Origin of the sequence: Paracoccus aestuarii (assembly GCF_028553885.1) — a bacterium.
In the GTDB taxonomy this organism is placed as follows: domain Bacteria; phylum Pseudomonadota; class Alphaproteobacteria; order Rhodobacterales; family Rhodobacteraceae; genus Paracoccus; species Paracoccus aestuarii.
In genome coordinates, this window is record NZ_CP067169.1 from 655,522 (window position 1) to 678,564 (window position 23,043).

General features: G+C 68.1%; 21 protein-coding genes. 10 read left to right on the forward strand and 11 right to left on the reverse strand.

From position 1 onward, the window contains the following. The first annotated feature begins 123 nt into the window (after positions 1-123). Positions 124-1,989, forward strand: coding sequence for an ABC transporter ATP-binding protein (locus JHW48_RS03350; protein ID WP_119885045.1), 1,866 nt, complete (start codon positions 124-126; stop codon positions 1,987-1,989). 9 nt (positions 1,990-1,998) lie between these two features. Here the strand turns inward: JHW48_RS03350 and JHW48_RS03355 are convergent, their stop codons facing one another. Continuing rightward, positions 1,999-3,084 carry an ABC transporter ATP-binding protein gene (locus JHW48_RS03355; protein WP_119885044.1) on the reverse strand — a complete coding sequence of 362 codons (1,086 nt, stop codon included), beginning with the start codon at positions 3,082-3,084 and terminating at the stop codon, positions 1,999-2,001. Then, complete coding sequence (locus JHW48_RS03360; RefSeq protein ID WP_240637699.1) at positions 3,075-4,172, reverse strand: substrate-binding domain-containing protein; 1,098 nt, start codon at positions 4,170-4,172, stop codon at positions 3,075-3,077. Before JHW48_RS03360 ends, JHW48_RS03355 begins: the two co-directional genes overlap by 10 nt. A gap of 108 nt (positions 4,173-4,280) precedes the next feature. Here JHW48_RS03360 and JHW48_RS03365 point away from each other — a divergent pair, with 108 nt between their 5' ends. From JHW48_RS03365 to JHW48_RS03385, 5 genes are all read left to right on the forward strand, one after another. After that, positions 4,281-5,927, forward strand: a complete 1,647-nt coding sequence (locus JHW48_RS03365; RefSeq protein ID WP_240637693.1) for an alpha-amylase family glycosyl hydrolase — start codon at positions 4,281-4,283, stop codon at positions 5,925-5,927. Positions 5,928-5,952: 25 nt separating this feature from the next. Next, complete coding sequence (gene malE / locus JHW48_RS03370; protein ID WP_119885042.1) at positions 5,953-7,113, forward strand: maltose/maltodextrin ABC transporter substrate-binding protein MalE; 1,161 nt, start codon at positions 5,953-5,955, stop codon at positions 7,111-7,113. 61 nt (positions 7,114-7,174) lie between these two features. Further along, complete coding sequence (gene malF / locus JHW48_RS03375; RefSeq protein ID WP_119885041.1) at positions 7,175-8,698, forward strand: maltose ABC transporter permease MalF; 1,524 nt, start codon at positions 7,175-7,177, stop codon at positions 8,696-8,698. Positions 8,699-8,709: 11 nt separating this feature from the next. Then, the gene (gene malG, locus JHW48_RS03380) at positions 8,710-9,600 is read left to right on the forward strand and encodes a maltose ABC transporter permease MalG (protein ID WP_119885040.1); all 891 of its coding nucleotides are present in this window, start codon (positions 8,710-8,712) and stop codon (positions 9,598-9,600) included. 122 nt (positions 9,601-9,722) lie between these two features. After that, positions 9,723-10,904 (forward strand): carbohydrate porin, encoded by a 1,182-nt coding sequence (locus tag JHW48_RS03385; protein WP_119885039.1) that lies wholly within the window; start codon positions 9,723-9,725, stop codon positions 10,902-10,904. Between the two features lie 67 nt (positions 10,905-10,971). Here the strand turns inward: JHW48_RS03385 and JHW48_RS03390 are convergent, their stop codons facing one another. The 6 genes from JHW48_RS03390 to JHW48_RS03415 all read right to left on the reverse strand — a co-directional run bounded on the left by JHW48_RS03390 (position 10,972) and on the right by JHW48_RS03415 (position 17,308). After that, entirely contained in the window at positions 10,972-13,182 is a 2,211-nt protein-coding gene (locus JHW48_RS03390) for an OmpA family protein (protein ID WP_119885038.1), read from the reverse strand. 161 nt (positions 13,183-13,343) lie between these two features. After that, on the reverse strand, positions 13,344-14,180 hold the full coding sequence (locus tag JHW48_RS03395; RefSeq protein WP_119885037.1) for a ferredoxin--NADP reductase: 837 nt from the start codon (positions 14,178-14,180) through the stop codon (positions 13,344-13,346). 46 nt (positions 14,181-14,226) lie between these two features. Next, entirely contained in the window at positions 14,227-14,613 is a 387-nt protein-coding gene (locus tag JHW48_RS03400) for a DUF934 domain-containing protein (RefSeq protein WP_119885036.1), read from the reverse strand. Next, positions 14,610-15,341 (reverse strand): phosphoadenylyl-sulfate reductase, encoded by a 732-nt coding sequence (locus JHW48_RS03405; RefSeq protein WP_119885035.1) that lies wholly within the window; start codon positions 15,339-15,341, stop codon positions 14,610-14,612. Before JHW48_RS03405 ends, JHW48_RS03400 begins: the two co-directional genes overlap by 4 nt. Then, entirely contained in the window at positions 15,334-16,992 is a 1,659-nt protein-coding gene (locus JHW48_RS03410) for a nitrite/sulfite reductase (protein WP_119885034.1), read from the reverse strand. The genes JHW48_RS03405 and JHW48_RS03410 overlap by 8 nt, the downstream gene beginning before the upstream one ends. Next, positions 16,985-17,308, reverse strand: a complete 324-nt coding sequence (locus JHW48_RS03415; RefSeq protein ID WP_119885033.1) for a DUF2849 domain-containing protein — start codon at positions 17,306-17,308, stop codon at positions 16,985-16,987. The genes JHW48_RS03410 and JHW48_RS03415 overlap by 8 nt, the downstream gene beginning before the upstream one ends. Positions 17,309-17,407: 99 nt before the next feature. Here JHW48_RS03415 and JHW48_RS03420 point away from each other — a divergent pair, with 99 nt between their 5' ends. After that, complete coding sequence (locus JHW48_RS03420) at positions 17,408-17,929, forward strand: Lrp/AsnC family transcriptional regulator (RefSeq protein ID WP_119885032.1); 522 nt, start codon at positions 17,408-17,410, stop codon at positions 17,927-17,929. After that, positions 17,922-18,269: an arsenate reductase family protein gene (locus tag JHW48_RS03425; protein ID WP_119885031.1), complete on the forward strand. Its 348-nt coding sequence runs from the start codon at positions 17,922-17,924 to the stop codon at positions 18,267-18,269. The genes JHW48_RS03420 and JHW48_RS03425 overlap by 8 nt, the downstream gene beginning before the upstream one ends. On the opposite strand, the gene JHW48_RS03430 is transcribed toward JHW48_RS03425, so the two are convergent. The 3 genes from JHW48_RS03430 to iscR form a co-directional block, all read right to left on the reverse strand. Continuing rightward, positions 18,266-18,739 (reverse strand): hypothetical protein, encoded by a 474-nt coding sequence (locus JHW48_RS03430; RefSeq protein ID WP_119885030.1) that lies wholly within the window; start codon positions 18,737-18,739, stop codon positions 18,266-18,268. The two genes, JHW48_RS03425 and JHW48_RS03430, sit on opposite strands and share 4 nt — an antisense overlap. 8 nt (positions 18,740-18,747) lie before the next feature. Further along, a complete protein-coding gene (locus JHW48_RS03435; protein ID WP_119885029.1) occupies positions 18,748-20,466 on the reverse strand; it encodes a YadA C-terminal domain-containing protein in 1,719 nt (572 codons plus the stop codon). A gap of 121 nt (positions 20,467-20,587) precedes the next feature. After that, positions 20,588-21,046 carry a Fe-S cluster assembly transcriptional regulator IscR gene (gene iscR / locus JHW48_RS03440; RefSeq protein ID WP_119885028.1) on the reverse strand — a complete coding sequence of 153 codons (459 nt, stop codon included), beginning with the start codon at positions 21,044-21,046 and terminating at the stop codon, positions 20,588-20,590. Positions 21,047-21,247: 201 nt separating this feature from the next. Between iscR and JHW48_RS03445 the strand changes: the two genes are divergently transcribed. Together JHW48_RS03445 and JHW48_RS03450 are read left to right on the forward strand one after the other, a co-directional pair. Continuing rightward, on the forward strand, positions 21,248-21,910 hold the full coding sequence (locus JHW48_RS03445) for an alpha/beta hydrolase (protein WP_119885027.1): 663 nt from the start codon (positions 21,248-21,250) through the stop codon (positions 21,908-21,910). Beyond that, the gene (locus JHW48_RS03450; RefSeq protein ID WP_240637688.1) at positions 21,907-23,040 is read left to right on the forward strand and encodes an HD domain-containing protein; all 1,134 of its coding nucleotides are present in this window, start codon (positions 21,907-21,909) and stop codon (positions 23,038-23,040) included. Before JHW48_RS03445 ends, JHW48_RS03450 begins: the two co-directional genes overlap by 4 nt. The last annotated feature ends 3 nt before the right edge of the window (positions 23,041-23,043 follow it).

A 23,043-nucleotide genomic window follows, 5' to 3' on the forward strand; every position in this document is an offset into this window, starting at 1 on the left:
GCGGCGCCCGGGCGGCGTTCCGGGGGCTTGACAAAAATCAAGCGCGGGGTGCGGCTTGACAACAAGACCCTGTCGGGCGAGCGGTTCGGACCCGTTCCCGACACCCCGATCCAAGGACCAACCATGTTTGCCTGGTTCGAACGACGCATCGACGCCTATCCTGATACGCCCCCCGCCATGCCCCCCGCCGGGCTGTGGCGCTTCGTGCTGCATTACAGCCGCGGGTCGCTGCCTTGGCTGATCCTGCTGGGCATCGGATCGGGCCTGATCGCGGTGATCGAGGTGATGCTGTTCGGCTGGCTGGGCCAGCTGATCGACCAGCTGGCATCCACCCCGCGCGAGGTCTTCTGGCAGGAACAGGGCGGCCGCATCACGATCATGGCGGTGGTGCTGCTGGTGGTGATGCCGCTTCTGAACCTGGTCACCTCGATGGTGCTGCACCAGTCGCTGATGGGCAATTTCCCCCAACGCATCCGCTGGCAGGCGCATCGCTGGCTGCTGCGCCAGTCGGTCGGCTATTTCCAGGACGAATTCGCCGGCCGCATCGCGCAGCGGCTGATGCAGACCGCGCTGGCCGTGCGCGAGGTCGCGATGAAGATCATGGATGTGGGCAGCTATGTGCTGATCTATTTCCTGGGGGCGATGGTGCTGGCGGCCAGCCAGGACTGGCGGCTGGCGCTGCCCTTCCTGGCCTGGGCGCTGGCCTACGGGGCGCTGCTGTGGCACATCGTGCCGCGGCTTGGCCGGGTCGCGCAGGCGCAGGCGGATGCGCGCAGCGACATGACCGGGCGGGTCGTCGACAGCTATACCAACATCGCGACGGTCAAGCTGTTCTCGCATTCCGACCGCGAGGAATCCTGGATGCGCCAAGGGATGGACCGGTTCCTGGGGACGGTCCATGCGCAGATGCGGCTGTCCAGCATTCAGGACATCGCGCTGAACCTGATCAATGTCTGGCTGGTGGCATCCGTGGCCGGGCTGGGGCTGTGGCTCTGGACCCAAGGCACGGTCGCGGTGGGCGCGGTGGCCATCGCCGTGCCGCTGGCGCTGCGGCTGAACAACATGGCCCATTGGATCATGTGGGAATTCGCCGCGCTTTTCGAAAATATCGGCACGGTCCGCGACGGCATCGGCAGCCTGGCCCTGCCGCGCGAGGTGCGCGACGCCCCCGGCGCCCGCCCGCTGGAGGCCCGCGCGGGCGAGATCCGCTTCGACGCCGTCACCTTCCGCTATGGCGCCAAGGCCGGCCCCCGGCAGATGGCCGTGCTGGAGGACCTGACCCTGCATCTGCGTCCCGGCGAACGGGTGGGCCTGGTCGGCCGGTCGGGGGCGGGGAAATCGACGCTGATCAATCTGCTGCTGCGTTTCCACGACATCGACAGCGGGCGCATAACCATCGACGGGCAGGACATCGCCCAGGTCACCCAGGACAGCCTGCGCGCGGCCATCGGCGTGGTGACGCAGGACAGCTCGCTCCTGCACCGCTCGGTGCGCGAGAACATCGCCTATGGGCGCCCCGACGCCTCGGCCGACCAGATCGCCGATGCGCTGCGCATGGCCGAGGCGGAGGGCTTCGTCCCGGACCTGTCCGACAGCGCCGGCCGCCGCGGCCTGGACGCCCATGTGGGCGAACGCGGCGTCAAGCTGTCGGGCGGCCAGCGCCAGCGCATCGCCATCGCCCGCGTGGCGCTGAAGGACGCGCCGATCCTGATCCTGGACGAGGCGACCAGCGCCCTTGACAGCGAGGTCGAGGCCGCCATCCAGTCCCGGCTGGAGGTGCTGATGCAGGGCAAGACGGTGATCGCCATCGCCCACCGCCTGTCCACCATCGCCGCGATGGACCGGCTGATCGTCCTGGACCGCGGCCGCATCGTCGAGGAGGGCAGCCACGCCCAGCTGCTGGCCCAAGGCGGCATCTATGCCCGCCTGTGGCAGCGCCAGTCGGGCGGCTTTCTGGCCGCCGACGACCAGGACCCGGCGCAGGGCTGACGGCGCGGATCAGCGGGGAATGCGCCGCGTGGTCTGGGGATCGAACAGCGAGATACGGTCATGGTCCAGCACCAGGCCCACCGGCTCCAACCGATCCTCGTCCATGCGGCCGGGCAGCTTGGCGGTCATCGCATGGCCGCCAAGCTGGAAGGACAGATAGCATTCCGACCCGGTATTCTCGATCATCACCGGCTGGACGGTCAGGTCGGGCGCGGCGCCCAGGCTCAGATGCTCGGGGCGGATGCCCAGGATCACCTCGCGCGGCAGGTCGGGGCCGAAGCCCGCCGGCAGGGCGATGCGCTGGTCGCCGACGCGGATCGCCCCGTCCTCGATCTCCGCGGGGCAGAGGTTCATCGGCGGGCTGCCCATGAAATCGGCCACGAAGGTGTTGGCGGGGGTGTCGTAGATCTGCTGCGGCGTGCCGATCTGCTGGACATGGCCGCCCTTCAGCACGACGATGCGGCTGGCCAGGGTCATCGCCTCGACCTGGTCATGGGTGACATAGACGATCGAGGCGCCGGTCGTGCGGTGCAGGCGCTTGATCTCGGCCCGCATCTCGACGCGCAGCTTGGCGTCGAGGTTGGACAGCGGCTCGTCGAAGAGGAACAGCGCCGGGTCGCGGACCAGGGCGCGGCCCATCGCGACGCGCTGGCGCTGGCCGCCCGACAGCTGGCCGGGGCGGCGGTCCAGCAGATGGTCGATCTGCAGCATGCGCGCGACCTCGGCCACGCGGGCCTGGGCGCGGTCCTTGGGGACGCGGCGGATCTTCATGCCGAAGCCGATATTCTCGCCCACGGTCATGGTGGGATAGAGCGCGTAGGACTGGAACACCATGGCGATGTCGCGATCGGCGGGCGGTTCCTGGGTCACGTCGCGCCCGGCGATGCGCAGCGTGCCGGCGGTGATCTCCTCCAGCCCCGCGATGCAGTTCAGCAGGGTGGACTTGCCGCAGCCCGAGGGGCCGACCAGCACCAGGAATTCGCCCTGCGCCATCTCGATATCGATCCGGTGCAGGACCGGGACGGCGCCATAGGCCTTGTCCAGGCTGCGGATCTCCAACGCGGGGGCGGTCGGGGTCGAATGGTCTAGGGCCATGGGGTTCTTCCTGTTTCCGGGGCGGGTCCGGTCGAATCGCGCACGATCAGCTCGGCGCGGTTCAGGACCTGCAATGACATGGGGTCGGCCCCGCCGATCAGATCGACCAGGGCATTGGCCAGCGGCACGCAGGCATCGTGCAGCGCCGCATGGGTCACGGTCAGCGCGGGCGTGAAGCTGCTGGCGCTGAGCATCGGCAGGCCGTCGTCATGGGCCATCACCGACACGTCGCGCGGCACGGCAAGGCCCAGATCGACGGTAGCATGCATCACCCCCTCGGCCAGCAGCAGCGATCCGCAGATGAAGGCCGTGGGCGGCGCGCCCCGCTGGCCGGCCAGCAGCGACAGCGCCTGGCGATAGCCCGCCGCCGCCGTGGGCGGATCATGGGTCAGCGCGCCCTCCAGCACCGGCAGGCCGGCCTGCGCCATGGCCGCCCGATAGCCTTGGGCGCGGCGCGCGGCATAGGAATACTGTTCCGGGCCGTTCAGATAGGCGATGCGCCGATGGCCCAAGGCCGCCAGCAGCTGGACCGATTCCGCGGCGACCGCATGGTTGTCAATGGTGAAGAACGGGTAATCCGCATCCACCCGGTCACGGCCATGCACGACCAGCGGGATGCCGCGTTCGTTCAGAAAGCTGATACGCGGGTCATGGGTCACGGGCGCGTTCAGAATGAAGCCGTCCAGAAGGTCGCGCCCCAGCATCCGGCGATAGGGTTCGACCGGGTCACGGCCCTGATCGACGGCCAGGACCAGATCCGTGTCGCGCGCGGCCAGCGCCGCCGACATGCCCACCAGGATCTCCATGAAGGTCTGGTCGGCGCGGTAATCGGCGCTGGTCTTGACGATCATGCCGACCATGCCCGACCGGCCCGTGGCCAGCCGCTGCGCGCTGCGATTGGCCTGATAGCCCAGCCTTTCGGCCGCCGCACGCACCCGGTCGCGCGTCTGCGCCGACACTTCGGGGAAATCGTTCAGCGCCCGGCTGACCGTGGTCACCGACAGGCCGAGCGCGGTCCCGATATCCTTCAGCGTCGTCATCCGCATCCCGTCCGAAACGCCCTGCAACTGCCGCAAGGTCAGTTTCATAATGCACAGCCAAGCCCCTTTTTCCAGAGGGTTTCACAGACTCAAAGCGCTTTGAATAAATTTGAACGGCTGTTATGGTCGCTCCGAATCGCAAAGCGGGGGAAGCCGGTGCAGGGACGGGAATGGTGGCGCGACGCTGTGATCTATCAGGTCTATCCGCGGTCCTTTCAGGACTCGGATGGCGACGGCATCGGCGATCTGCAGGGGATCATCCGCCGCCTGCCGCATATCGCCTCCCTGGGGGCGGACTGCATCTGGCTGTCGCCAGTCTTTCTGTCGCCGCAGAAGGACATGGGCTATGACGTGTCCGATTACTGCGACATCGACCCGCTCTTCGGGACGCTGGCCGATTTCGACGCGCTGATCGCGGCGGCGCATGGCGTGGGGATGCGGGTCATCACCGACCAGGTGCTGAGCCACAGCTCGGACCAGCATCCCTGGTTCCGCGAAAGCCGCGCCAGCCGCGACAATCCCAAGGCCGACTGGTATGTCTGGGCGGACCCGATGCCCGACGGATCGCCGCCCACGAACTGGCACAGCCATTTCGGCGGTCCCGCTTGGGAATTCGACGCGACGCGCGGCCAGTATTACCTGCACAACTTCCTGGCCTCGCAGCCGGACCTGAACTTTCACAATCCCGGTGTGCAGGAGGCGATCCTGGCCACCTGCGAATTCTGGTTGCAGCGCGGGCTGGACGGGTTCCGGCTGGACACGGTCAACTACTATGTCCATGACGCCCTGCTGCGGTCGAACCCGCCGGCCGAAGCCAGGCCCCAGGTCATGGCGACCGACCTCTATGGGATGCAGCGCAACATCTACAACAAGAGCCGCCCCGAGAACCTGGCCTTCCTGCGCCGCCTGCGCCAGCTGACCGACCGCCATGACGACATCATGATGGTGGGCGAGGTCGGCGAGATGGGCGACCGCTCGATCGAGCTGATGGCCGAATACACGGCCGGGCGCGACCATCTGCACATGGCCTATTCCTTCGCCATGCTGTCGCCGGACTTCACCGCCGCGCATTTCCGCCGCTGCATCGAGGGGTTCCAGACGGGCGCGCCGGACGGGCATCCCTATTGGTCCTTCTCGAACCATGACGTGCCGCGCCACCCGTCGCGTTGGGCGGATCACGCGGTGGATCACGACGCCATGGCGCGGCTGAGCTGCGCGATGCTGATGGCCTTCGAGGGCACGATCGGCATCTATCAGGGCGAGGAGCTGGGCCAGGAGGAAACGGCGCTGGATTATCACGAGCTGACCGATGCGCAGGCGCTGCGCTTCTGGCCGGCGGTCAAGGGGCGCGACGGCTGCCGCACCCCCATGGTCTGGGAGGCCGACGCCCCCCATGCGGGCTTTTCGACCGGCACGCCCTGGCTGCCGGTCAAGGCGCCCCAGCTGGCCCGCGCCGTGGACCGCCAGCAGGCCGATCCGGACAGCGTGCTGAATTTCTATCGCCGCGCCATCGCCTTCCGCAAGGCCAGCCCCGCCCTGTCCGGCGGCAGGACGACCTTTCTTGACCTGCCCGAGCCGGTCCTGGCCTTCCGCCGGGCGGCGGCGGATCAGGTGCTGACCTGCGTCTTCAACCTGTCGCCCGCGCCCATCGTGCTGGGGCTGACGGGGGATGCGGCGCTGGCCGGCCCCCATGCCGCGACGCTGGCGGGCGGGCGGCTGCGGCTGCCCGGAAACGGGTTCGCCCTGCTGGATCATGACGGCGCGCTGGCGCTGGACATCAAGACATTCGAACACGCCGATTGAACACGACGCTCTGGGAGGAGACATCATGACACGCATCCTTGGCCTGACGGGCCTGCTTTTGTGCACCGCCACCCCGGTCCTTGCGCTGCAGGACGGGCTGATCCTGATCTGGACGGGCGCCAATCGCGACCGCCAGGCGCTGGAGGCCGCCGTGCAGCCCTTCGTCGAGGATTACGGCATACCCGTCTCGGTCGAGGTGGTGGACCCGGACCTGGCGCAGAAGTTCCAGCAGGCGGCCTCGACGGGCGACGGGCCGGATATCGTGATGTGGGCGCATGACCGTTTCGGCGAATGGGCATCGGGCGGGCTGATCGCGCCGGTCCAGCCCTCGGCGGGCTGGGCCGAGGGGATCCTGGGATCCGCGATGGAGGCGATGCAGTTCGACAACGCGACCTGGGGCTATCCGGTCAGCGTCGAGGCGGTGCACCTGATCTACAACACCGACCTGATCGACACGCCGCCCGCATCCTTCGACGATCTGATCGCGATGGATCATGACGGCGCCAAGATCCTGTGGGACTACACCAACGCCTATTTCTCGATGCCCCTGCTGATGGCCAATGGCGGCTATGCCTTCCGGAAGGTCGACGGATCCTATGACGGGACCGAGACGGGGGTGAACAATGAAGGCGCCATCCAGGGCGGCGAGATGCTGCGCCGCCTGATCGACGAGGGCGTGATGCCCACCGGGGTCGATTACGGCATCATGGACGGGGCGATGAACCGCGGCGACGTGGCAATGGTGCTGAACGGCCCCTGGGCCTGGTCCACCTTGGCCGAATCCGGCATCAACTTTGCCGTCGCGCCGATCCCGACGGTGGGCGATGCGGTGACGACGCCCTTCGTGGGGGTCCAGGCCATGGCGCTGAACGCGGCATCGCCCAATCGCGACCTGGCGGTCGAGCTGCTGGAGAACTACCTGCTGACCGAGGAGGGGCTGGCTACCTGGAACGCAAACGGCGCGCTTGGCGCGCTGGCCGACGAATCCGCCGCCGCGGCCCAGGACGACGCCAATATCGCCGGCATGCTGGAGATCGCGGCGACTGGCGTGCCCATGCCCTCGAATGCCGAGATGGGCGCCTATTGGGCGGCGATGCAGCCGGCGCTTACGAACATCGTCACCGGTGCCCAGACCGCCGAGGCGGCGCTGAACGACGCCGCAGCCCGGATTCTGGGCGAACGCTGATCCGGCCATCCCGCCCCCGCGCCGGGGGCGGGAGATCCCCATCATCATCGGAGCATCGGGTATGTCGACAGGGGCCGGACGGTCACGATCGCGCGCATGGCCGCGCCTGCTGGCCGTGACCATCGTCACGGTGGTGCTACTATGGGCGGCCTTCACGCTCTATACCGTGGGCCAGCCGCTGCTGGGCGCGATCATCCTGGGGCTGGCGACGGGCTTTGCGGTGATCTTCGGATCGGACCGCTTCTATGGCAGTCGGTTCATCTTTCCGGGCATCGCGGCGGTCCTGGTCTTCATCGCCTTTCCGGTGATCTACACGATCTATATCGGCTTCACGAATTACAGCTCGTCGAACCTGCTGACCTATCCGCGCACGATCGAGGTGCTGACCGCGCGCGGCACGGTCGACCAGACGACCGAACAGCCCTTCGCCATCGCGGCCGATGACGGTGAATACCGCATCTGGCTGCCCGAAAGCGGGCTGCTGTCCGACCCCGTCACCTTGACCGAGGAGGAGACAGCCGCCCTGTCCCCCGCGCCCGCGCCCCAGGCCCTGCTGGACCGGCGCGAGGCGATCGCCCTGCGCGACGGGCTGTCGCGCCTGACGCTGGAGACGCCGGACGGCCAGCTGATCCGCAATGCGGGCCTGCGCAGCTTTGCGCTGGTCATCCCCGATTACGTCCAGACCGGCCCCGACCAGCTGACCCGCAATGACGGGCAGGTGCTGACCGCCAATCACGATATCGGCTTCTTCCAGACCGAGGACGGCCAGGCGGTCTCGCCCGGCTGGCGGGTGAATGTCGGGCTGGCCAATTTCGAACGCATCTTCACATCCGCCGGGATCCGCGGCCCCACGGTCGAGATCTTCCTGTGGACCTTCGTCTTCGCGGGCCTGTCGGTGACGCTCTGCTTTGCGGTGGGGCTGCTGCTGGCGGTGATTCTGCAATGGGAACATCTGCGCTTGAAGCCGGTCTACCGGGTGCTGCTGATCCTGCCCTATGCGGTGCCGTCCTTCATCTCGATCCTGGTGTTCCGCGGCCTGTTCAACCAGAATTTCGGCGAGATCAACCTGATCCTGGAGGCGCTGTTCGGCCTTCGCCCCAACTGGTTCACCGATGCCACATTGGCGCGGACCATGGTGGTGATCGTGAACACCTGGCTGGGCTATCCCTACATGATGCTGCTGGCGATGGGGTTCCTGCAATCGGTCCCCGAGGATCACAAGAAGGCCGCCGTGCTGGAGGGCGCCTCGTCGATCCGGGTCTTCTTCACCATCACCCTGCCCCAGATCATCCCGCCCTTCCTGCCCCTGCTGATCGCGGCCTTCGCCTTCAACTTCAACAACCTGGTGCTGATCTTCCTGCTGACGCGCGGCCTGCCCGACATTCCGGGCACCGTCATCCCGGCGGGCAAGACCGACATCCTGGCCTCGTTCACCTATCGGCTGGCCTTCGACAATGCGGGCCAGCAATTCGGGCTGGCGGGGGCGATCACGCTGCTGATCTTCGTGGTGGTCGCCGCCATCAGCTATGCCAATTTCGTCGCCATGCGCCGCGCCGCCGCGCGCCGCCTCGGCCGGTCCGCCTGAAGGAGCCCCCGATGATCGTCGAGCGTCCCCGCGACCTGCGCATCAAGAAGATCCTGGCCCATGGCTTCCTGCTGATCTTTCTGGCGCTGATCCTGTTTCCCTTTCTGATGGTCCTGTCGATCAGCTTCCGCGAAGGGAATTTCGCCGTCGGATCGCTGATCCCCGAGAACCCGACGCTGGAACATTGGGTCCTGGCCTTCGGCTTCGATTACACCCGCGCCAACGGTGATGTGGTCTCGCCACCCTATCCTGTGCTGCTGTGGATGTGGAACTCGATCAAGGTCGGGGTCATCGCGGGGCTGGGCGTGCTGGCGATCGCCACGATCTCGGCCTATTCCTTCAGTCGCATCCGCATCCGCGGCAAGGGGGCGATGCTGGACACGCTGTTCCTGATCCAGATGTTCCCCACGACGCTGGCCTTGGTGGCGATCTTCGCGATCTTCGACGCTTTGGGCGACGTGACGCCGATCCTGGGGCTGAACAGCCATGTGGCGCTGATCCTGATCTATCTGTCGGGGGTGACGCTGCATATCTGGACGATCAAGGGCTATTTCGATTCCATCGACCGGGCGCTGGACAATGCCGCGGCCATCGACGGGGCCACGCCCTGGCAGACCTTCCGATACGTGTTCCTGCCCTTGGCGGTGCCGATCATGGCGGTGGTCTTCGTGCTGGCCTTCATCGGCTTCATCAATGACTACCCCATCGCATCGGTGCTGATCCGGTCGGAAAGCCAGATGACCCTGGCCGTCGGCGCCCGGCTCTATCTGAACGAGTTCCGATATCTGTGGGGCAATTTCGCGGCGGCCGCGATCCTGTCGGGCCTGCCCATCACGATCGTCTTCCTGATCGCGCAACGATACCTGGTCCGCGGCCTCAGCGACGGCGCCGTCAAGGGCTGAACGCCGGACCATCCACCAGATGCCCGTTCGCACCCCGCCGCAGACCGGCGGATGCGACCGATCATGCCCGCGCCGGGCCAAAACAGCCCGGCCGGTAAAACCACCCAGAGGGAGAGACAGGGATGAAACCGATCATTGCGACCGCCGCGTTCTGCGCGGCCATGGGCAGCACCGCCGTTCTGGCGGAATCGCCCTTCAGCACCACCGGCTATCTGCGCATCGGCGTGGGCGAAAGCGATGGCGGCGATCTGGCCGCTATGCAGCTGAACGGCGCATGGGCCAAGTACCGCTTGGGCAACGAGGATGATTTCTACGGCGAATTCGGCGTGGGCCTCGATGCGCCCTTGAACAACGGCAGCTCGGTGATCGGCGGCATCCGCTATCATGTGGCGGGCGACAGCAACGACCTGACCGATCGCGGCAGCTTCGATGCCAGCCTGGCCCTGCGCGAGGCCTGGCTGGGCTATCGCGGCCTGGGCGCCGGCGCCTTCGAGGAAGCCGCGGTCTGGGCCGGCCGGCGCTACTACAAGCGCAAGGACATCCATATCAACGACTTCTACTATGAAAGCTATTCCAACTTCGACGGCTACGGGCTTGGGGTCGAGGATATCGCGCTCGGCTTTGGCAAGCTGTCGCTGGCGGGTTTCCGCGAGCGGTTCAACCGCGTGCATACCTATGACGCCCGCATCGAGGACATGCCGCTCGCCGAAAACTGGACCGGCGAGGTCGGCCTGGCGTTCGCCGATGCGCGTGGGGATGCGACGGGCGACAACGGCTTTGCCCTGCGCGGTCATGTGCAGCGCAACGATTTCTTCGGCGGCTACATAAAGGGCAGCCTGATGTTTTCCAACGGCGCGGCCTTCGGCTTTTCCGCCGACGGGGCGCCGGATGTCGGCAAGGACCGCTCGCTCAGCCGGGCGCAGGTGCATGGGCTCGTGCCCGTGGCGGACCGGACCGAGCTGTTCTTCGTGGGGCTGCACCAGGTCGACGACAATGACGGCGACAAATCGAAATGGAGCTCGGTCGGCATCCGCCCGCATTACGCGCTGAGCGACAATTTCGCCATCGCGACCGAGATCGGCTATGACCGCGTCAGCGATGAGGGCGGCAGCCGCGACCTGCTGAAGGGCACGCTGGCCGGGATCTACACCTTCGGGCAGAGCGGCTTCTGGGACCGCCCGCAGCTGCGCGCCTATGTGACGCGCGGATCCTGGAGCGATGTCGGCGCCATCTCCAAGCAGGCGGCCTATGGCACGGACACGGCCGGAACCTCGGTCGGGCTGCAGCTGGAAACCTGGTTCTGATCATCGGCGTTTCCTGTGAAAAGGCCCCGGCGATCGCCGGGGCCTTTTCCGTCGTGATAGGGTTGGTTTACTGCGCCAGCAGGTCGGTGATCCGGCGGACCGAGGCGCGACGGTTCTCGCGAATGTCGCCTTCGGCGCGGATGCGCAGGAACTGCTCGCCATAGCCTTGGGTCACCATGTTCTCCGGCGGAACGTCGAAATATTCCGCCAAGGCCAAGGCCACGGATTCCGCGCGGCGGTCCGACAGGGCCAGGTTGGCGGCGTCCGATCCGACCGTGTCGGTGTGACCCTCGATCAGGAAGATCTCGCGCGGGTTGGCGGCGACGGCATCCTGGATCGTGCGGCCCAGGGATTGCAGGCTCTGCGCCTGATCGGCGCGGATCGCGGCCGACCCGGTGTCGAAGGTGATCGCGTCGATATTGACCGGCGCGACCAGCGCCCGCACCTCGGGGATGTTGCGGATCTGCGACAGGGTGAAGCGGCGGTCGAAGCTCGATTCGCGCAGCAGGGCCTCGCGCAGCTGCTCCTCGTTCAGGGGCTGGGTGCTGGTCTGGACCGGGGTTGCCGCCGGGGGCAGCTGGGCCACGTTGACGGGCTGGACGTCGACCGTGTCGTCGATCAGCCGCGTCGTGGTGCCATCGGCCGAAACCAGCGTGCGGCGCAGGACCTGCAGGTTCGCGTCGCGGATGGTCACGATGCGGCTGCCATCGGCGCGGGTCACGATCGTGCGCGACGATCCGTCGTCGAAATTCTCGGTTGTGACGGTGGAGCCGGGCTGGCGCAGCAGCGCCACGTCGTCGCGAATGACCTCCTGGCTGCCATCCGGGCGGGTGACGACCACGCGGTCGGGCGCCGATAGGGCGACCTGGCGGTTGTTGTTCAGGTAGGACCCGACCGCCAGCGCACCCAGACCCAGCAGCAGGGCGTTGCGCAGGTTGTTGTTGTCACCGCTGTCCTGGCTCTGCTGGCCCTGGACGCCCGAGGCGGCCAGCGCGTCGCGCAGGTTGGTGGTGAAATCCTCGCCCGAGGAGCGGCTGTTCTCCTCGGTCACCTGTTCCTCGGTGACCTCGCCAGTGCCTTCCTCGGCCTCCAGCGCGGCGGCCGAGGACGGGGTCGCGGCCTCGGCGGCCTCGCGGCTGATCTCGGTTTCCGGGGTGTCCTCTTCGGCTGCGCGCAGCTGCATCTGGCCGTTCTGGCCGACGCGGTACATCTGCGCCTCGACCGGGGCCAGGCGCAGCTCGCCCGCGCCGTTCGTCTCGACCACGACGCCCGAGGGGGTCATCGCCCGGCCGCCATCGGCGCAGGGGAAGGCGCTGCCGTCGAGGCAGGTCAGCGATTCGGCGGTCAGGCCGGCATCGACCTCGCCCGACAGGACATTGGCCAGGCCCGGCAGGGACTGGGACCGCTCGGCCTGGACGCTGCCCGCGGCAAGCGCCAAGGCACCGGCGGTCGCAGCTGCGCCTGACTGGCCGCGCAGGGCCTCGGCCAGGTCGTCGACGATGCTGCTGTCATCGGCCTTGTCGGCCTGGGCCGCCTCGGCGGGCTGGTCCTCGGCGTCATCGGCGGAAGTCGCCTCGGTGGGCTGGTCCTCGGTCGCGGTGGTCTCGGCGGGGGCATCCTCCTGCGCGCGCAGGGCCTCGGCCAGGTCATCCGCGTCGTCATTGGATTCGGCTGGGGCAGCACGCTCGGGGCGGTTGCCGGGGCGCGTGCCTTCCTCGCGCTGCGGACGGGCGCGCGGCGCGGCCGAGGATTCGGGCGCGGTCTGAGCTTCGGCGGCCTGAGCTTCGGCGGCCTGAGCTTCGGCGGCGGGGGCTTCTGCCGGGGTCTCCTCGGGGGCGGCCTCATCGGCGGCCTCCTCCTCAACGGGGTCCTCCTCGGTCATCGCCTCGGGCTCGGCGGGGGTCTCAGGCTCTTCGGCGGGCTCTTCCACGGGGGCGGGCTCGGGCTGGGGTTCCTCGACGGGCTCGGCCTCGGGTTCCGACTCGGCGGGGGCCTCGGCCTCCGGGTCGGTCATGCCCTGATAGAGATCGCCGCCATCCTGCGGGCCGTCCTCGGCCTCGTCGGTGGCGTCGTCCTCGTCTTCGACGGCCTCCTCGGCGGGGACCAGCGGGGGCAGGTCGGCCTGCTCGGCCTCGGTCTGGGCCTGGGCCAGGACCAGCGGGCTGGGCGCGCGATCCTGGGCCGCGCCCGCGGTCAGCGGCTGTGCCATCGCCAGATGCGGCGCCAGCAGCGACAGGCAGGCGGCGACAGCCGTGGAGTTGTGGATGATCCGGCGCATGATGTGCTCCCTTCAGGAATACCGAACAAGTCTGCTGGCGGTTTAACAGGTGCTTGCGCAAAGGGTTCCCAAACTTGCCGTGACCCCGTCGTGAAGGGCCGGGCATGCGAAAGGCCGCACCCGGGGGCGCGGCCTGAACCCGGTCACGGGGATGGGGCCGATCAGACGCCTTCGCCGACGAAGGCCTTTTCGACCACGAATTCGCGCGGATCGGAATTGGCGCCCTCGTTCATGCCGAAACCCTCCAGCACGGCCTTGACGTCGACATTGAAGGCTAGGCTGCCGCAGATCATCGCGCGGTCTTGGGCCGGGTCGATCGGCGGCAGGCCCAGATCGGCCAGCACCTTGCCCGAGGCCAGGTTGTCCGTGATCCGACCCATCAGCGGCGTCTCCTCGCGCGTGGTGGTCGGATAATAGAGCAGGCGGCTGGCGAAATCCTCGCCGTAGAGCTCGCTCAGCAGCGGGTCGTCGCGCAGGTTCTGGACCAGCTGGGCGCCGTAGGTCAGCTCCTCGGCGGTGCGGCAGGTATGCATCATGATGACCTGCTCGTAGCGCTCATAGGTCTCGGGGTCGCGCATCAGGCTGGCAAAGGGCGCGATGCCGGTGCCGGTGGCCAGAAACCACAACCGCTTGCCCGGCAGCAGCGCGTCGAGGACCAGGGTGCCGACGGGTTTCGGGCGCAGGATGATCTGGTCGCCCGGCTTGATATGCTGCAGCCGCGAGGTCAGCGGCCCGTCCGGCACGATGATGGAATAGAATTCCAGCTCGTCATCCCAATTGGGCGAGGCGATGGAATAGGCCCGCAGGATCGGCTTGCCGTTATCGCCCGGCAGGCCGATCATCACGAATTCGCCCGACCGGAAGCGCAGGCTGGCTGGCCGCGTCACCCGGAACGAGAACAGGCTGTCGGTCCATTTCGTCACCGCGGTAACGGTCTGCGCATCCGGCAGCGTCTTGGTGGGGGCGTCGGCATTCGTCACGGGCAAATCCAGGGTCATGGTCGTTCCAGTCATTCTTACGGGATGGGGCGGGCGGGCGAAAGCCTCAGCCCGCAAGCTGCGCCCGATGGTCCCAGTCCTTCCAGTCGGCGCGGGCGCGCCACTGATCCTCGGGCTGGCGGGCGGCGATGTCGGGGGCGACCTCGACCTCGTCGAAGCCGACACGGCGGGCCATCGCGTATTGATCCGCGATCAGCCGGCCCGTCGCGCGCAGGCGGCCCGTGTAGCCCAGCTCCCGCAGGCGTCGGGCCAAGGTGAAGCCGCGCCCGTCGCTGAAGGCCGGAAAGTCGATGCCGATCAGCGCCGCGTCGAGGTGATCCGACAGCGTGGCGGGCGGGGTATCGGGGGCCAAGGTGACCGCGGGCTGATCCTCGATCGGGTGGAACCCGTCATCACGGGCCAGGACGGGCTGGCTGTTCAACTGCTCGCTCATGCCGAGACCTTTCCGCGGACCATGCGCCCGCCAATGAAGTGAATGCCGCATTCGGATTTCTCCTGGCCCCGCCAGCGGCCTGACCGGGGATCCTCGCCCGGCTTGACGGGCGAGGTGCAGGGCGCGCAGCCGATCGAGGGGTAGCCCTGCGCCACCAGCGGATGCCGGGGCAGGCGGTTCTCGATCATGTAATCCTGCACATCCTCGGGGCGCCAATGCGCAAGCGGGTTCACGCGCAGCCGCGCGGGGGGTTCGGGCTCGAAGAATTCCAGGGCGGCGCGCTGGCCGTTCTGGAACCGCTTGCGGCCCGTGATCCAGGCGTCATAGCCCGACAGGACCCGCTCCAGCGGGACCGTCTTGCGGAAATCGCAGCAGGCGTCGGGGTTCACCTTGTGCAGGGTGCCGTCCGGGTCATGGGCGGCGATCTCGGTATCGCTGGCCGTGATCACCTGCACATCGGTCAGGCCCAGCTTGGCCGAGACCTCGCGCTGATAGGCCAGCGTCTCGGGGAACAGCATTTGCGTGTCGATGAACAGGACCGGCAGGCCCGGCGCGACGCGGCTGACCATATGCAGCAGCACCACCGATTCCGCCCCGAAGGACGAGACCAGCGCCACCCGCCCCAGATCGGGGTCGCTGACCGCGCGGCGCAGGACCTCGATCGCCGCGTGATGGCGATAGCGGTCATTCAGCCGCCCGGCGCGCGTGTCCAGGTTGCCGTCAAGCATCGGCCTGCGCCGGATAAAGGGCGGCCTTGAAGGGCGCGGGGCCCAGCCTGCGATAGGCGTCGATGAAGCGTTCGGACGCGTCCTGCCGGACCTCCAGATAGGCGCGCAGCAGGCGGTCGATGGCGGGCACGACCTCCTCGGCCGGAAAGCCCGCCCCGGCGCGTTCGCCGATAGCCGGGATGTCATAGGCATCGCCGCCAAGCGTGATCTGGTAGTTCTCGACCCCGGCACGATCCAGGCCCAGGATGCCGATATGGCCCAGATGGTGATGCCCGCAGGCATTGATGCAGCCCGAGATGCGGATGTTGAGGTTGCCGATCTCCTCCTCCAAGTCCACGGCGCGGAAATGGTCGGCGATCTCCTCGGCGATGGGGATGGAGCGCGCGGTGGCCAGCGCGCAGTAATCCATGCCGGGGCAGGCGATGATGTCGCTGGTCAGGCCCGCATTGGCCGTGGCGAGGCCCGCCGCCTTCAGCGCGTCATAGAGCGCAGGCAGGTCGGATTTATGGACATGCGGCAGGGCGACGTTCTGGTCATGCATCACCCGCAGGTCGGCATGGCCATAGCGTTCGGCCAGATCGGCCAGCAGGCGCATCTGATCCGCGCTGGCATCGCCCGGCGTCTGGCCCGGCGCCTTGAAGGTCACCACGACGCTGGCATAGCCGTCGATCCGGTGCGGATGCAGGTTCGTGTCGGTCCAGCTGCGGAAGGCGGGGTTCGCGGCGCGCGCGGCCTCGTAAACCTCGGTCGCGGCATTGCGGAAGGCGGGGGCGCGGAAACGGTCCTTGAAGATCGCCAAGGCCTCGCGGTCGGCGCCGCGGAAATCGCGGCGGCGGGCCAGGAACTCCTCCTCGATCTCGGCGCGCATGACGTCAAGGCCGCGCTCATGCACGGTGATCTTGATGCGGGCCTTGTACTTGTTGTCGCGGCGGCCCGAGAGGTTGTAGGTCGCGATGATCGCCTCGACATAGGGCAGCAGGTCCTCCTCGGGCAGGAAGTCGCGCACGACCTTGCCCAGCATCGGCGTGCGGCCAAGGCCCCCGCCGATCCAGACCTCGAAGCCGATCTTGCCGTCGCGCTCCACCAGCCGCAGGCCGATGTCATGGGCGGCGATGACAGCACGGTCCTTCTTGCCGCCGGAAATGGCGATCTTGAACTTGCGCGGCAGGAACTGGAATTCGGCATGGTCGGTGGACCAGCTGCGCAGCAGTTCCGCATAGGGGCGGGGATCCGTCACCTCGTCGAAGGCCGCGCCCGCGAAGGCGTCGGTGGTCACGTTGCGGATCGTGTTGCCGCTGGTCTGGATCGCATGCATGCCGACATCGGCCAGCGCGTCTAGCATATCGGGGATGTCCACCAGCCGGGGCCAGTTGAACTGGATGTTCTGGCGGGTGGTCCAGTGGCCATAGCCCTTGTCATAGGTCTGGGCCAGATGGGCCAGGGTGCGCATCTGGTCGGGGCTGATCGTGCCATAGGGGATGGCCACGCGCAGCATATAGGCATGCAGCTGCAGATAGACGCCGTTCATCAGGCGCAGCGGCTTGAATTCATCTTCCGACAGGCTGCCGTTCAGGCGACGTTCGACCTGATCGCGGAACTGGGCCGCGCGGTGGCGCACATAGTCGGTCTCGACGGGGCGGACATCAAACATGGGCGTCCTCCTTTGCCTGAATGCCGTGGAAATAGTTGGACGGGCCGCGCTGGCGGAAGGCCTCGCGGAAATGGACGGGCTCGGGGCCGTCGGGGCCGCGCTTGGCCTCGACCAGATAGGGGCCGACGACCAGACCGGCCTGGCCGATCGCGTCCAGCAGGGCCAGATCGGCGATGGCCTCGTCCTCGAAGACGGTGGCGCGCTTGGGGTCCGGGGTCCAGCCGCCGTCGCACATCCAGACGTTATGGCCTTCGCGCAGGTCGTTGGCGGTGATGACACCGGGACGGGCAGGGGTGGGCGTGAAGGCTTTGCTCATGACTCGGACCTCGGTTCTGATGCCTTCTATATAGAATTTCGTTCTGGATTCTTGCGAGTGGTCGGGCGAAATAAGGACGATGCCATGCAAGGACGCGCCATGACGGAACCAGGTTCGCAAAACCCCCCAAGCCCGCAAACCCCCGTCCGGCTGGACGAGGTGGACCGCAAAATCCTGTCCCTGCTGCAGCGCGACGCCAGCCTGTCGCTGGACCAGATCGCCGAGCGGGTGGGGGCCTCCAAGACCCCGGTCTGGAACCGCATCCGCAAGCTGCGCGAGGCGGGCGTGATCCGCCGCCAGGTCGCCATCCTGGACCCCGAGGCCTTGGGGCTGGAGGCCTGCTTCTTCGTGCTGATCCGCACAAGTGAACATGACCGGGACTGGGCGGCGCGGTTCCTCAAGGCGCTGCGCGACCGCCCCGAGGTGATCGAGGCGCATCGGCTGGCGGGCGATATCGACTATATCCTGAAGGTGCAGGTCAGGAATGCCCGCGCCTATGACCGGTTCTACCAGTCGCTGATCGCGGAGGTGAAGATCCACAACGTCACCGCCCTGCTGTCGATGGAGGAGATCAAGTCCAGCAGCGCCCTGCCCATCCCGGAGGGCGAGATCCATGGCTGACTGGGTGATCTGGCACAAGCCGAGCTGTTCGACCTCGCGTTGGGTGCTGGCGGCGCTGCGCGATGCGGGGGTCGACCCGGTGATCCGCGACTATGTGGCCGATCCGCCGGATGCGGCCACGATCCGCGCGGCGCTGGCGCAGGCGGGCATCGGCGCGCGCGACCTGCTGCGCCGCAAGGAGCCGCTGGCCCGCGACCTGGACCTGCGGCAGCAGGAGGATCCCGACCGGATCATCGCCGCCATGGCCGCCCATCCGATCCTGATCGAGCGGCCCTTGGTCCTTCATCCCGGCGGCGGGCTGCTCTGCCGCCCCAAGGAGCGGGTGGCCGAGATCCTCTAGGGTTCGATGGGCGCAAAGGCCCCGACCGAGATCCCCAGAAGCAGCCAGCGCCGCCCCTCGCGGCCCAGGACCAGGTCGAAGCTGACATGGCGCGGCTGCAGGGGGACATAGCCGGTCAGGCGCATCTCCTGGCCGCTGTCGCTGAGATCGGTCTGCAGGATCACCGGATCGACCACCATCGCCTGCAGCAGGTCCAGACGTTCGGCCCGGATCGCGGTGAACAGGCCCGCCAGCCGCGTCGGATCGTTGGCCGCCGCGAAATCCGGCGCCGCATAGTCGCGCAGCACGGTGTAATTGCCCGTCCAGTTGCCGTGATTGACCGCCGCCAGCACGTCGCGGATCAGCGCGGTGGCGTAGCTGGCCTCGACCAGCGGCGCATCGCCGGTCTCGGGCGCCGGTTCCTGCGCCGCCACCGGCAGGGCCAGGGCAAAGGCGAGGGGCAGCGCAAGCGCCGCCCTCCGGATCGTCATGCGGGCCCTTACCACGAATAGGTCACGCCGATGCGGCCGCCGACCTGGTTCTGGGAAAAGCCATAGGTGATGCCGGCATCCATCTGGGTATTGTCGTTGAAACGATACCCCATCGACGCCGCCAGCGCCTGGCTGCCCTCGAAGCTGCCCAGCCCGGTCGACACGGCGAAGGTGCGGTCGGTCGGCACATAGGGGCTGTTCAGCGCCATGGCCATCGCGATGCCTTCCTTGTTGTTGTCGATCTGGCGGCTCATCGCCTGGCTGCGCTGCTCCAGCGAGGACATGGTCTGGCCGATCGAGCGGTCCACGGCCAGGTTGCCCTGCGCGTCCGAGGTCACGACGCCGACCGGCACGCCCTGGGCCGCGCGGCTGGCATCCGAGGCGATGCCCGTGGCGCGATAGGTGTTGGCGGCATTGCCCAGCACGAATTCATTCGTGCGGGTCGCCACCGCGCCCGCGCCGATCGCGGCCGAGTTGTCGGCCTGGGCCTGGGCCTGGTCGCCCATGGCGATGGCGCGTTCGCCCATGGCCATCGCCGCCTCGCCCACGGCGGTCGAGCGCACGCCCGTCGCCTGTGCCAGGTGTCCGAAGGCCTGGGCGCGTTCGGCCGTCGCCTCGGCGCGCCAGCCGATGGCCGTGGCCCCCGGTCCGCGCGCGATGGCCAGACCGCCCACGGCGGCGGTGGACTGGCCGTCGGCCTGGGTCATCTCGCCCACGGCCAGGGCGTCCTGGCCGCTGGCCATGGCCTCGTTGCCGATCGCGGTCGAGCGGTCGCCCGCGGCCATGCTCTGGTTGCCCAAGGCGATGGCGCGGTCGCCCGATGCCTCGGCGGCCTCGCCCACGGCGGTCGAGCGGATGCCCGATGCGGTGGCCAGGTGACCGAAGGCCTGGGCGCGTTCGGCGGTGGCCATGGACTGCCAGCCGATGGCGGTCGCACCGGCACCCTCGGCGATCGATTCGCCGCCCACCGCGGTGGTGGACTGGCCGAGCGACTGCGCCTCGTCGCCGATGGCCAGGGCGTCGATGCCGTTGGCCACGGATTCATTGCCGATCGCGGTCGAGAAATCGCTCTGGGCATCGGCATTCTCGCCCACGGCCAGGGACCGGATGCCCGATGCGGTGGCCAGGTGACCGAAGGCCTGGGCGCGTTCGGCGGTGGCCATGGACTGCCAGCCGATGGCAGTCGCACCCGCACCCTCAGCAATCGATTCGCCGCCCACCGCGGTGGTGGACTGGCCAAGCGATTGCGCCTCGTCGCCGATGGCCAGGGCGTCGATGCCGTTGGCGACGGATTCGTTGCCGATGGCGGTCGAGAAATCGCTCTGGGCATCGGCGGCCTCGCCCACGGCCAGCGAGCGTTCGCCTTGGGCGGTGGCCAGATGGCCGAGCGCCTGCGCGCGTTCCGCGGTCGCCTCGGCGCGCCAGCCGATGGCGGTGGCGCCGGGGCCTTCGGCAATGCTCAGCCCGCCGACGGCGGTGGTGGACGGTCCGGTGGTCGATGCCTCGGTCCCGATGGCCACGGCGTCGGTCGCGGTGACATCCGTCACGGCGCCATTGCCGATCGCCACGGATTCGGGGCCCGCCGCGATGGCGGACGGGCCGCATTGCAGGGCATTCTCGCTGCTGCCCGCGCTGCAATCCTGCGCCATCGACAGGCCGGTGCCGGCCATCAGCGCGATCAGCGCCACGCCGGATGCCAAGGCGGCATCGGTCTTTCTGCGGATCATGTCTTCCTACTCGTTTCCGTTGGATGGGGCCAAGGGCGACCTCCGGAACGGGGGACGCGCGGGATGCGCGTTCGGATGCACAAATGATCAAGAAAATCTGATCGCGCGTGAAAACCCGCGATCAGTCGTCCACGACGTTCAGGATCTGGGGCAGGGCGGGGCAGGGCAGCAGCTGGTTGCCCGCCACATCGGCCAGCGTGTGATTGTGCAGGAAGACATAGACATGCGCCGAAAGGCTTTCCCACAGCCGGTTGGACAGGGTCTGGGCGCGCGACCCCGACACCCCGCCCGACGCGCCCGCGCCGACATGCAGGGCGCTGACGGTCTCGTCCACGGCCTCCAGCACCTCGGCGATGCGGATCGTCTCGGGGGTGCGGGCCAGGCGGTATCCGCCGCCCGGGCCGCGCACCGAGGTGACCAGCCCCGCGCGCCGCAGCCGCACGAAAAGCTGTTCCAGATAGGGCAGCGAGATGTCCTGCCTGCGCGAGATCTCGGACAGGGATGTCAGCTCATCGCCCTTGGCGATGGCCAGGTCCGTCAGCGCGATGATCGCATAGCGCCCCTTGGTCGACAGTTTCATGGCCCGATCCCCCCTTTGCCCCGGCGCCCGCATTGACGGGCGCGGTCGTGGCGGGCTATGCCCAGCCTGCATGTTTCTTGCCAAGCCGCCGCCGGCTGCCCAGATATATCGTCTAGAAGCCACGCGGCGACGCGTCAAGAAACCCCACCCGCGCCCGACGTTTTCCGTGACGCCATCCGCAATGCCCCGTGAAGGACACACATGCCCGAGCTGATTTTCCCCGGCCCCGAGGGCCGTCTCGAAGGCCGCTACCACCCCCAGCCCGGCAAGCCCGACGCGCCTATCGCCATCGTCCTGCATCCCCATCCGCAATATGGCGGGACGATGAACAACCGCGTCGTCTACAATCTGCATTACGCGTTCCACAAGATGGGCTTCACGGTGATGCGCTTCAACTTCCGGGGCGTGGGCCGCAGCCAGGGCGAATTCGACCAAGGCATCGGCGAATTGTCGGATGCCGCATCGGCGCTGGACTACCTGCAGGCGATGAACCCCAATTCCAAGCATTGCTGGGTCGCGGGGTTCAGCTTCGGCGCCTGGATCGGGATGCAGCTGCTGATGCGCCGCCCCGAGATCACCGGCTTCGTCAGCGTCGCGCCCCCGGCCAACATGTATGATTTCAGCTTTCTGGCGCCCTGCCCGTCATCGGGTCTGATCGTGAACGGCACCGCCGACCGCGTGGCGCCCCCCAAGGACACCCATACCCTGGTCGGCAAGCTGCGCGAACAGAAGGGCATCACCATCACCCATGAGGAGATCGACGGCGCGGACCATTTCTTCCGCGACGACGAAACCCACATGAAGCCGATGATCGACCTGGTCCAGGGCTATGTCCGTCGCAGGCTGACCGAAAGCTCGCGGTGAGGCCCGCCGATCTGGACGCGGCCATAGGCTTTCTGTGCGAGGCGGATCGGCTGAAATCGGTCCGCCGCGCGAATGTCCTGATGGACCTGTCCCGCCCCGAGAACAGCGCCGAACACAGCTGGCACGTCGCGTTGCTGGCGTTGCTTTGCGGTGCGGGCGACCGGGCGATCGCGATGATCCTGCTGCATGACCTGGTCGAGATCGACACGGGCGACCAGCCGATCCACCTGGATCACGACGCCCCCGCCCTGGCCGCGGCCGAGGATCGGGCCGCCGCGCGCCTGTTCGGCATGGCGCCGGGCGGCGATGCGCTGGCGGCGCTGTGGCGCGTCTTCGAGGCGCATGGCGATGCCGATGCCGTGCTGGCCAAGCGCATGGATCACGTCCAGCCGATCTTTCAGGTCCTGCTGTCGCCCCGCCCGATCCCCGACCATGTGGCCATCGTGCGCGACAACCTGGACCGGGGCCGCGCCGCGCGCATGGCGTCCGAATGGCCGGATGCGGTGGATGCCGCCCGCGCGCTGATGCGGGGCGACCGGCCCGCGGGGCCCATCGCCCCCGCCCTGGCCCTGATGGCCGAGGCCGACCGGCTGAAATCCGTCCTGCGCGCCAGCCGCCTGATCGACAACAGCCGGCGCGAGAACAGTGCCGAACACAGCTGGCATCTGGGGCTCTATGCGCTGGTGCTGGCGCCCTTGGCGGGGCCGGGGGTGGATGTCGGGCGCGTCATCCGCATGCTGCTGATCCATGACCTGGTCGAGATCGACGTGGGCGACGTGCCGCTGCATGCCGCGAACGGCACCGCCCATGCGGCACCCGAACGCCAGGCCGCCGAGGATCGCGCGGCGCGGCGTCTCTTCGGCCTGCTGCCGCCCGCGCAGGGGGACGGGCTGTTGGCGCTGTGGCGGGAATTCGAGGCGGCGCAAAGCCCGGATGCGGTCTTTGCCAAGGGGCTGGACCGGTGCCAGCCCGCCATCCAGAACCTGATGGGCGGCGGCCGGGGATGGGTGGAATTCGATGTGGGCCTGACCCAGGTGCAGGACCGCGTGGGGCCTGCGGTGCGGGCGGCGTCCGGGCCGCTCTGGGCCTGGCTGGACGACCGCCTGCAGCGGCATTTCGCGCCGGCCTGACCC

Bases quoted from the DNA above. Each gene is read 5' to 3' on its own strand.
- JHW48_RS03350 (WP_119885045.1), top strand. From the start codon at position 124: ATGTTTGCCTGGTTCGAACGACGCATCGACGCCTATCCTGATACGCCC.
- JHW48_RS03355 (WP_119885044.1), bottom strand. From the start codon at position 3,084: ATGGCCCTAGACCATTCGACCCCGACCGCCCCCGCGTTGGAGATCCGC.
- JHW48_RS03360 (WP_240637699.1), bottom strand. From the start codon at position 4,172: ATGAAACTGACCTTGCGGCAGTTGCAGGGCGTTTCGGACGGGATGCGG.
- malE (WP_119885042.1), top strand. From the start codon at position 5,953: ATGACACGCATCCTTGGCCTGACGGGCCTGCTTTTGTGCACCGCCACC.
- malF (WP_119885041.1), top strand. From the start codon at position 7,175: ATGTCGACAGGGGCCGGACGGTCACGATCGCGCGCATGGCCGCGCCTG.
- malG (WP_119885040.1), top strand. From the start codon at position 8,710: ATGATCGTCGAGCGTCCCCGCGACCTGCGCATCAAGAAGATCCTGGCC.
- JHW48_RS03385 (WP_119885039.1), top strand. From the start codon at position 9,723: ATGAAACCGATCATTGCGACCGCCGCGTTCTGCGCGGCCATGGGCAGC.
- JHW48_RS03390 (WP_119885038.1), bottom strand. From the start codon at position 13,182: ATGCGCCGGATCATCCACAACTCCACGGCTGTCGCCGCCTGCCTGTCG.
- JHW48_RS03395 (WP_119885037.1), bottom strand. From the start codon at position 14,180: ATGACCCTGGATTTGCCCGTGACGAATGCCGACGCCCCCACCAAGACG.
- JHW48_RS03400 (WP_119885036.1), bottom strand. From the start codon at position 14,613: ATGAGCGAGCAGTTGAACAGCCAGCCCGTCCTGGCCCGTGATGACGGG.
- JHW48_RS03405 (WP_119885035.1), bottom strand. From the start codon at position 15,341: ATGCTTGACGGCAACCTGGACACGCGCGCCGGGCGGCTGAATGACCGC.
- JHW48_RS03410 (WP_119885034.1), bottom strand. From the start codon at position 16,992: ATGTTTGATGTCCGCCCCGTCGAGACCGACTATGTGCGCCACCGCGCG.
- JHW48_RS03415 (WP_119885033.1), bottom strand. From the start codon at position 17,308: ATGAGCAAAGCCTTCACGCCCACCCCTGCCCGTCCCGGTGTCATCACC.
- JHW48_RS03420 (WP_119885032.1), top strand. From the start codon at position 17,408: ATGACGGAACCAGGTTCGCAAAACCCCCCAAGCCCGCAAACCCCCGTC.
- JHW48_RS03425 (WP_119885031.1), top strand. From the start codon at position 17,922: ATGGCTGACTGGGTGATCTGGCACAAGCCGAGCTGTTCGACCTCGCGT.
- JHW48_RS03430 (WP_119885030.1), bottom strand. From the start codon at position 18,739: ATGACGATCCGGAGGGCGGCGCTTGCGCTGCCCCTCGCCTTTGCCCTG.
- JHW48_RS03435 (WP_119885029.1), bottom strand. From the start codon at position 20,466: ATGATCCGCAGAAAGACCGATGCCGCCTTGGCATCCGGCGTGGCGCTG.
- iscR (WP_119885028.1), bottom strand. From the start codon at position 21,046: ATGAAACTGTCGACCAAGGGGCGCTATGCGATCATCGCGCTGACGGAC.
- JHW48_RS03445 (WP_119885027.1), top strand. From the start codon at position 21,248: ATGCCCGAGCTGATTTTCCCCGGCCCCGAGGGCCGTCTCGAAGGCCGC.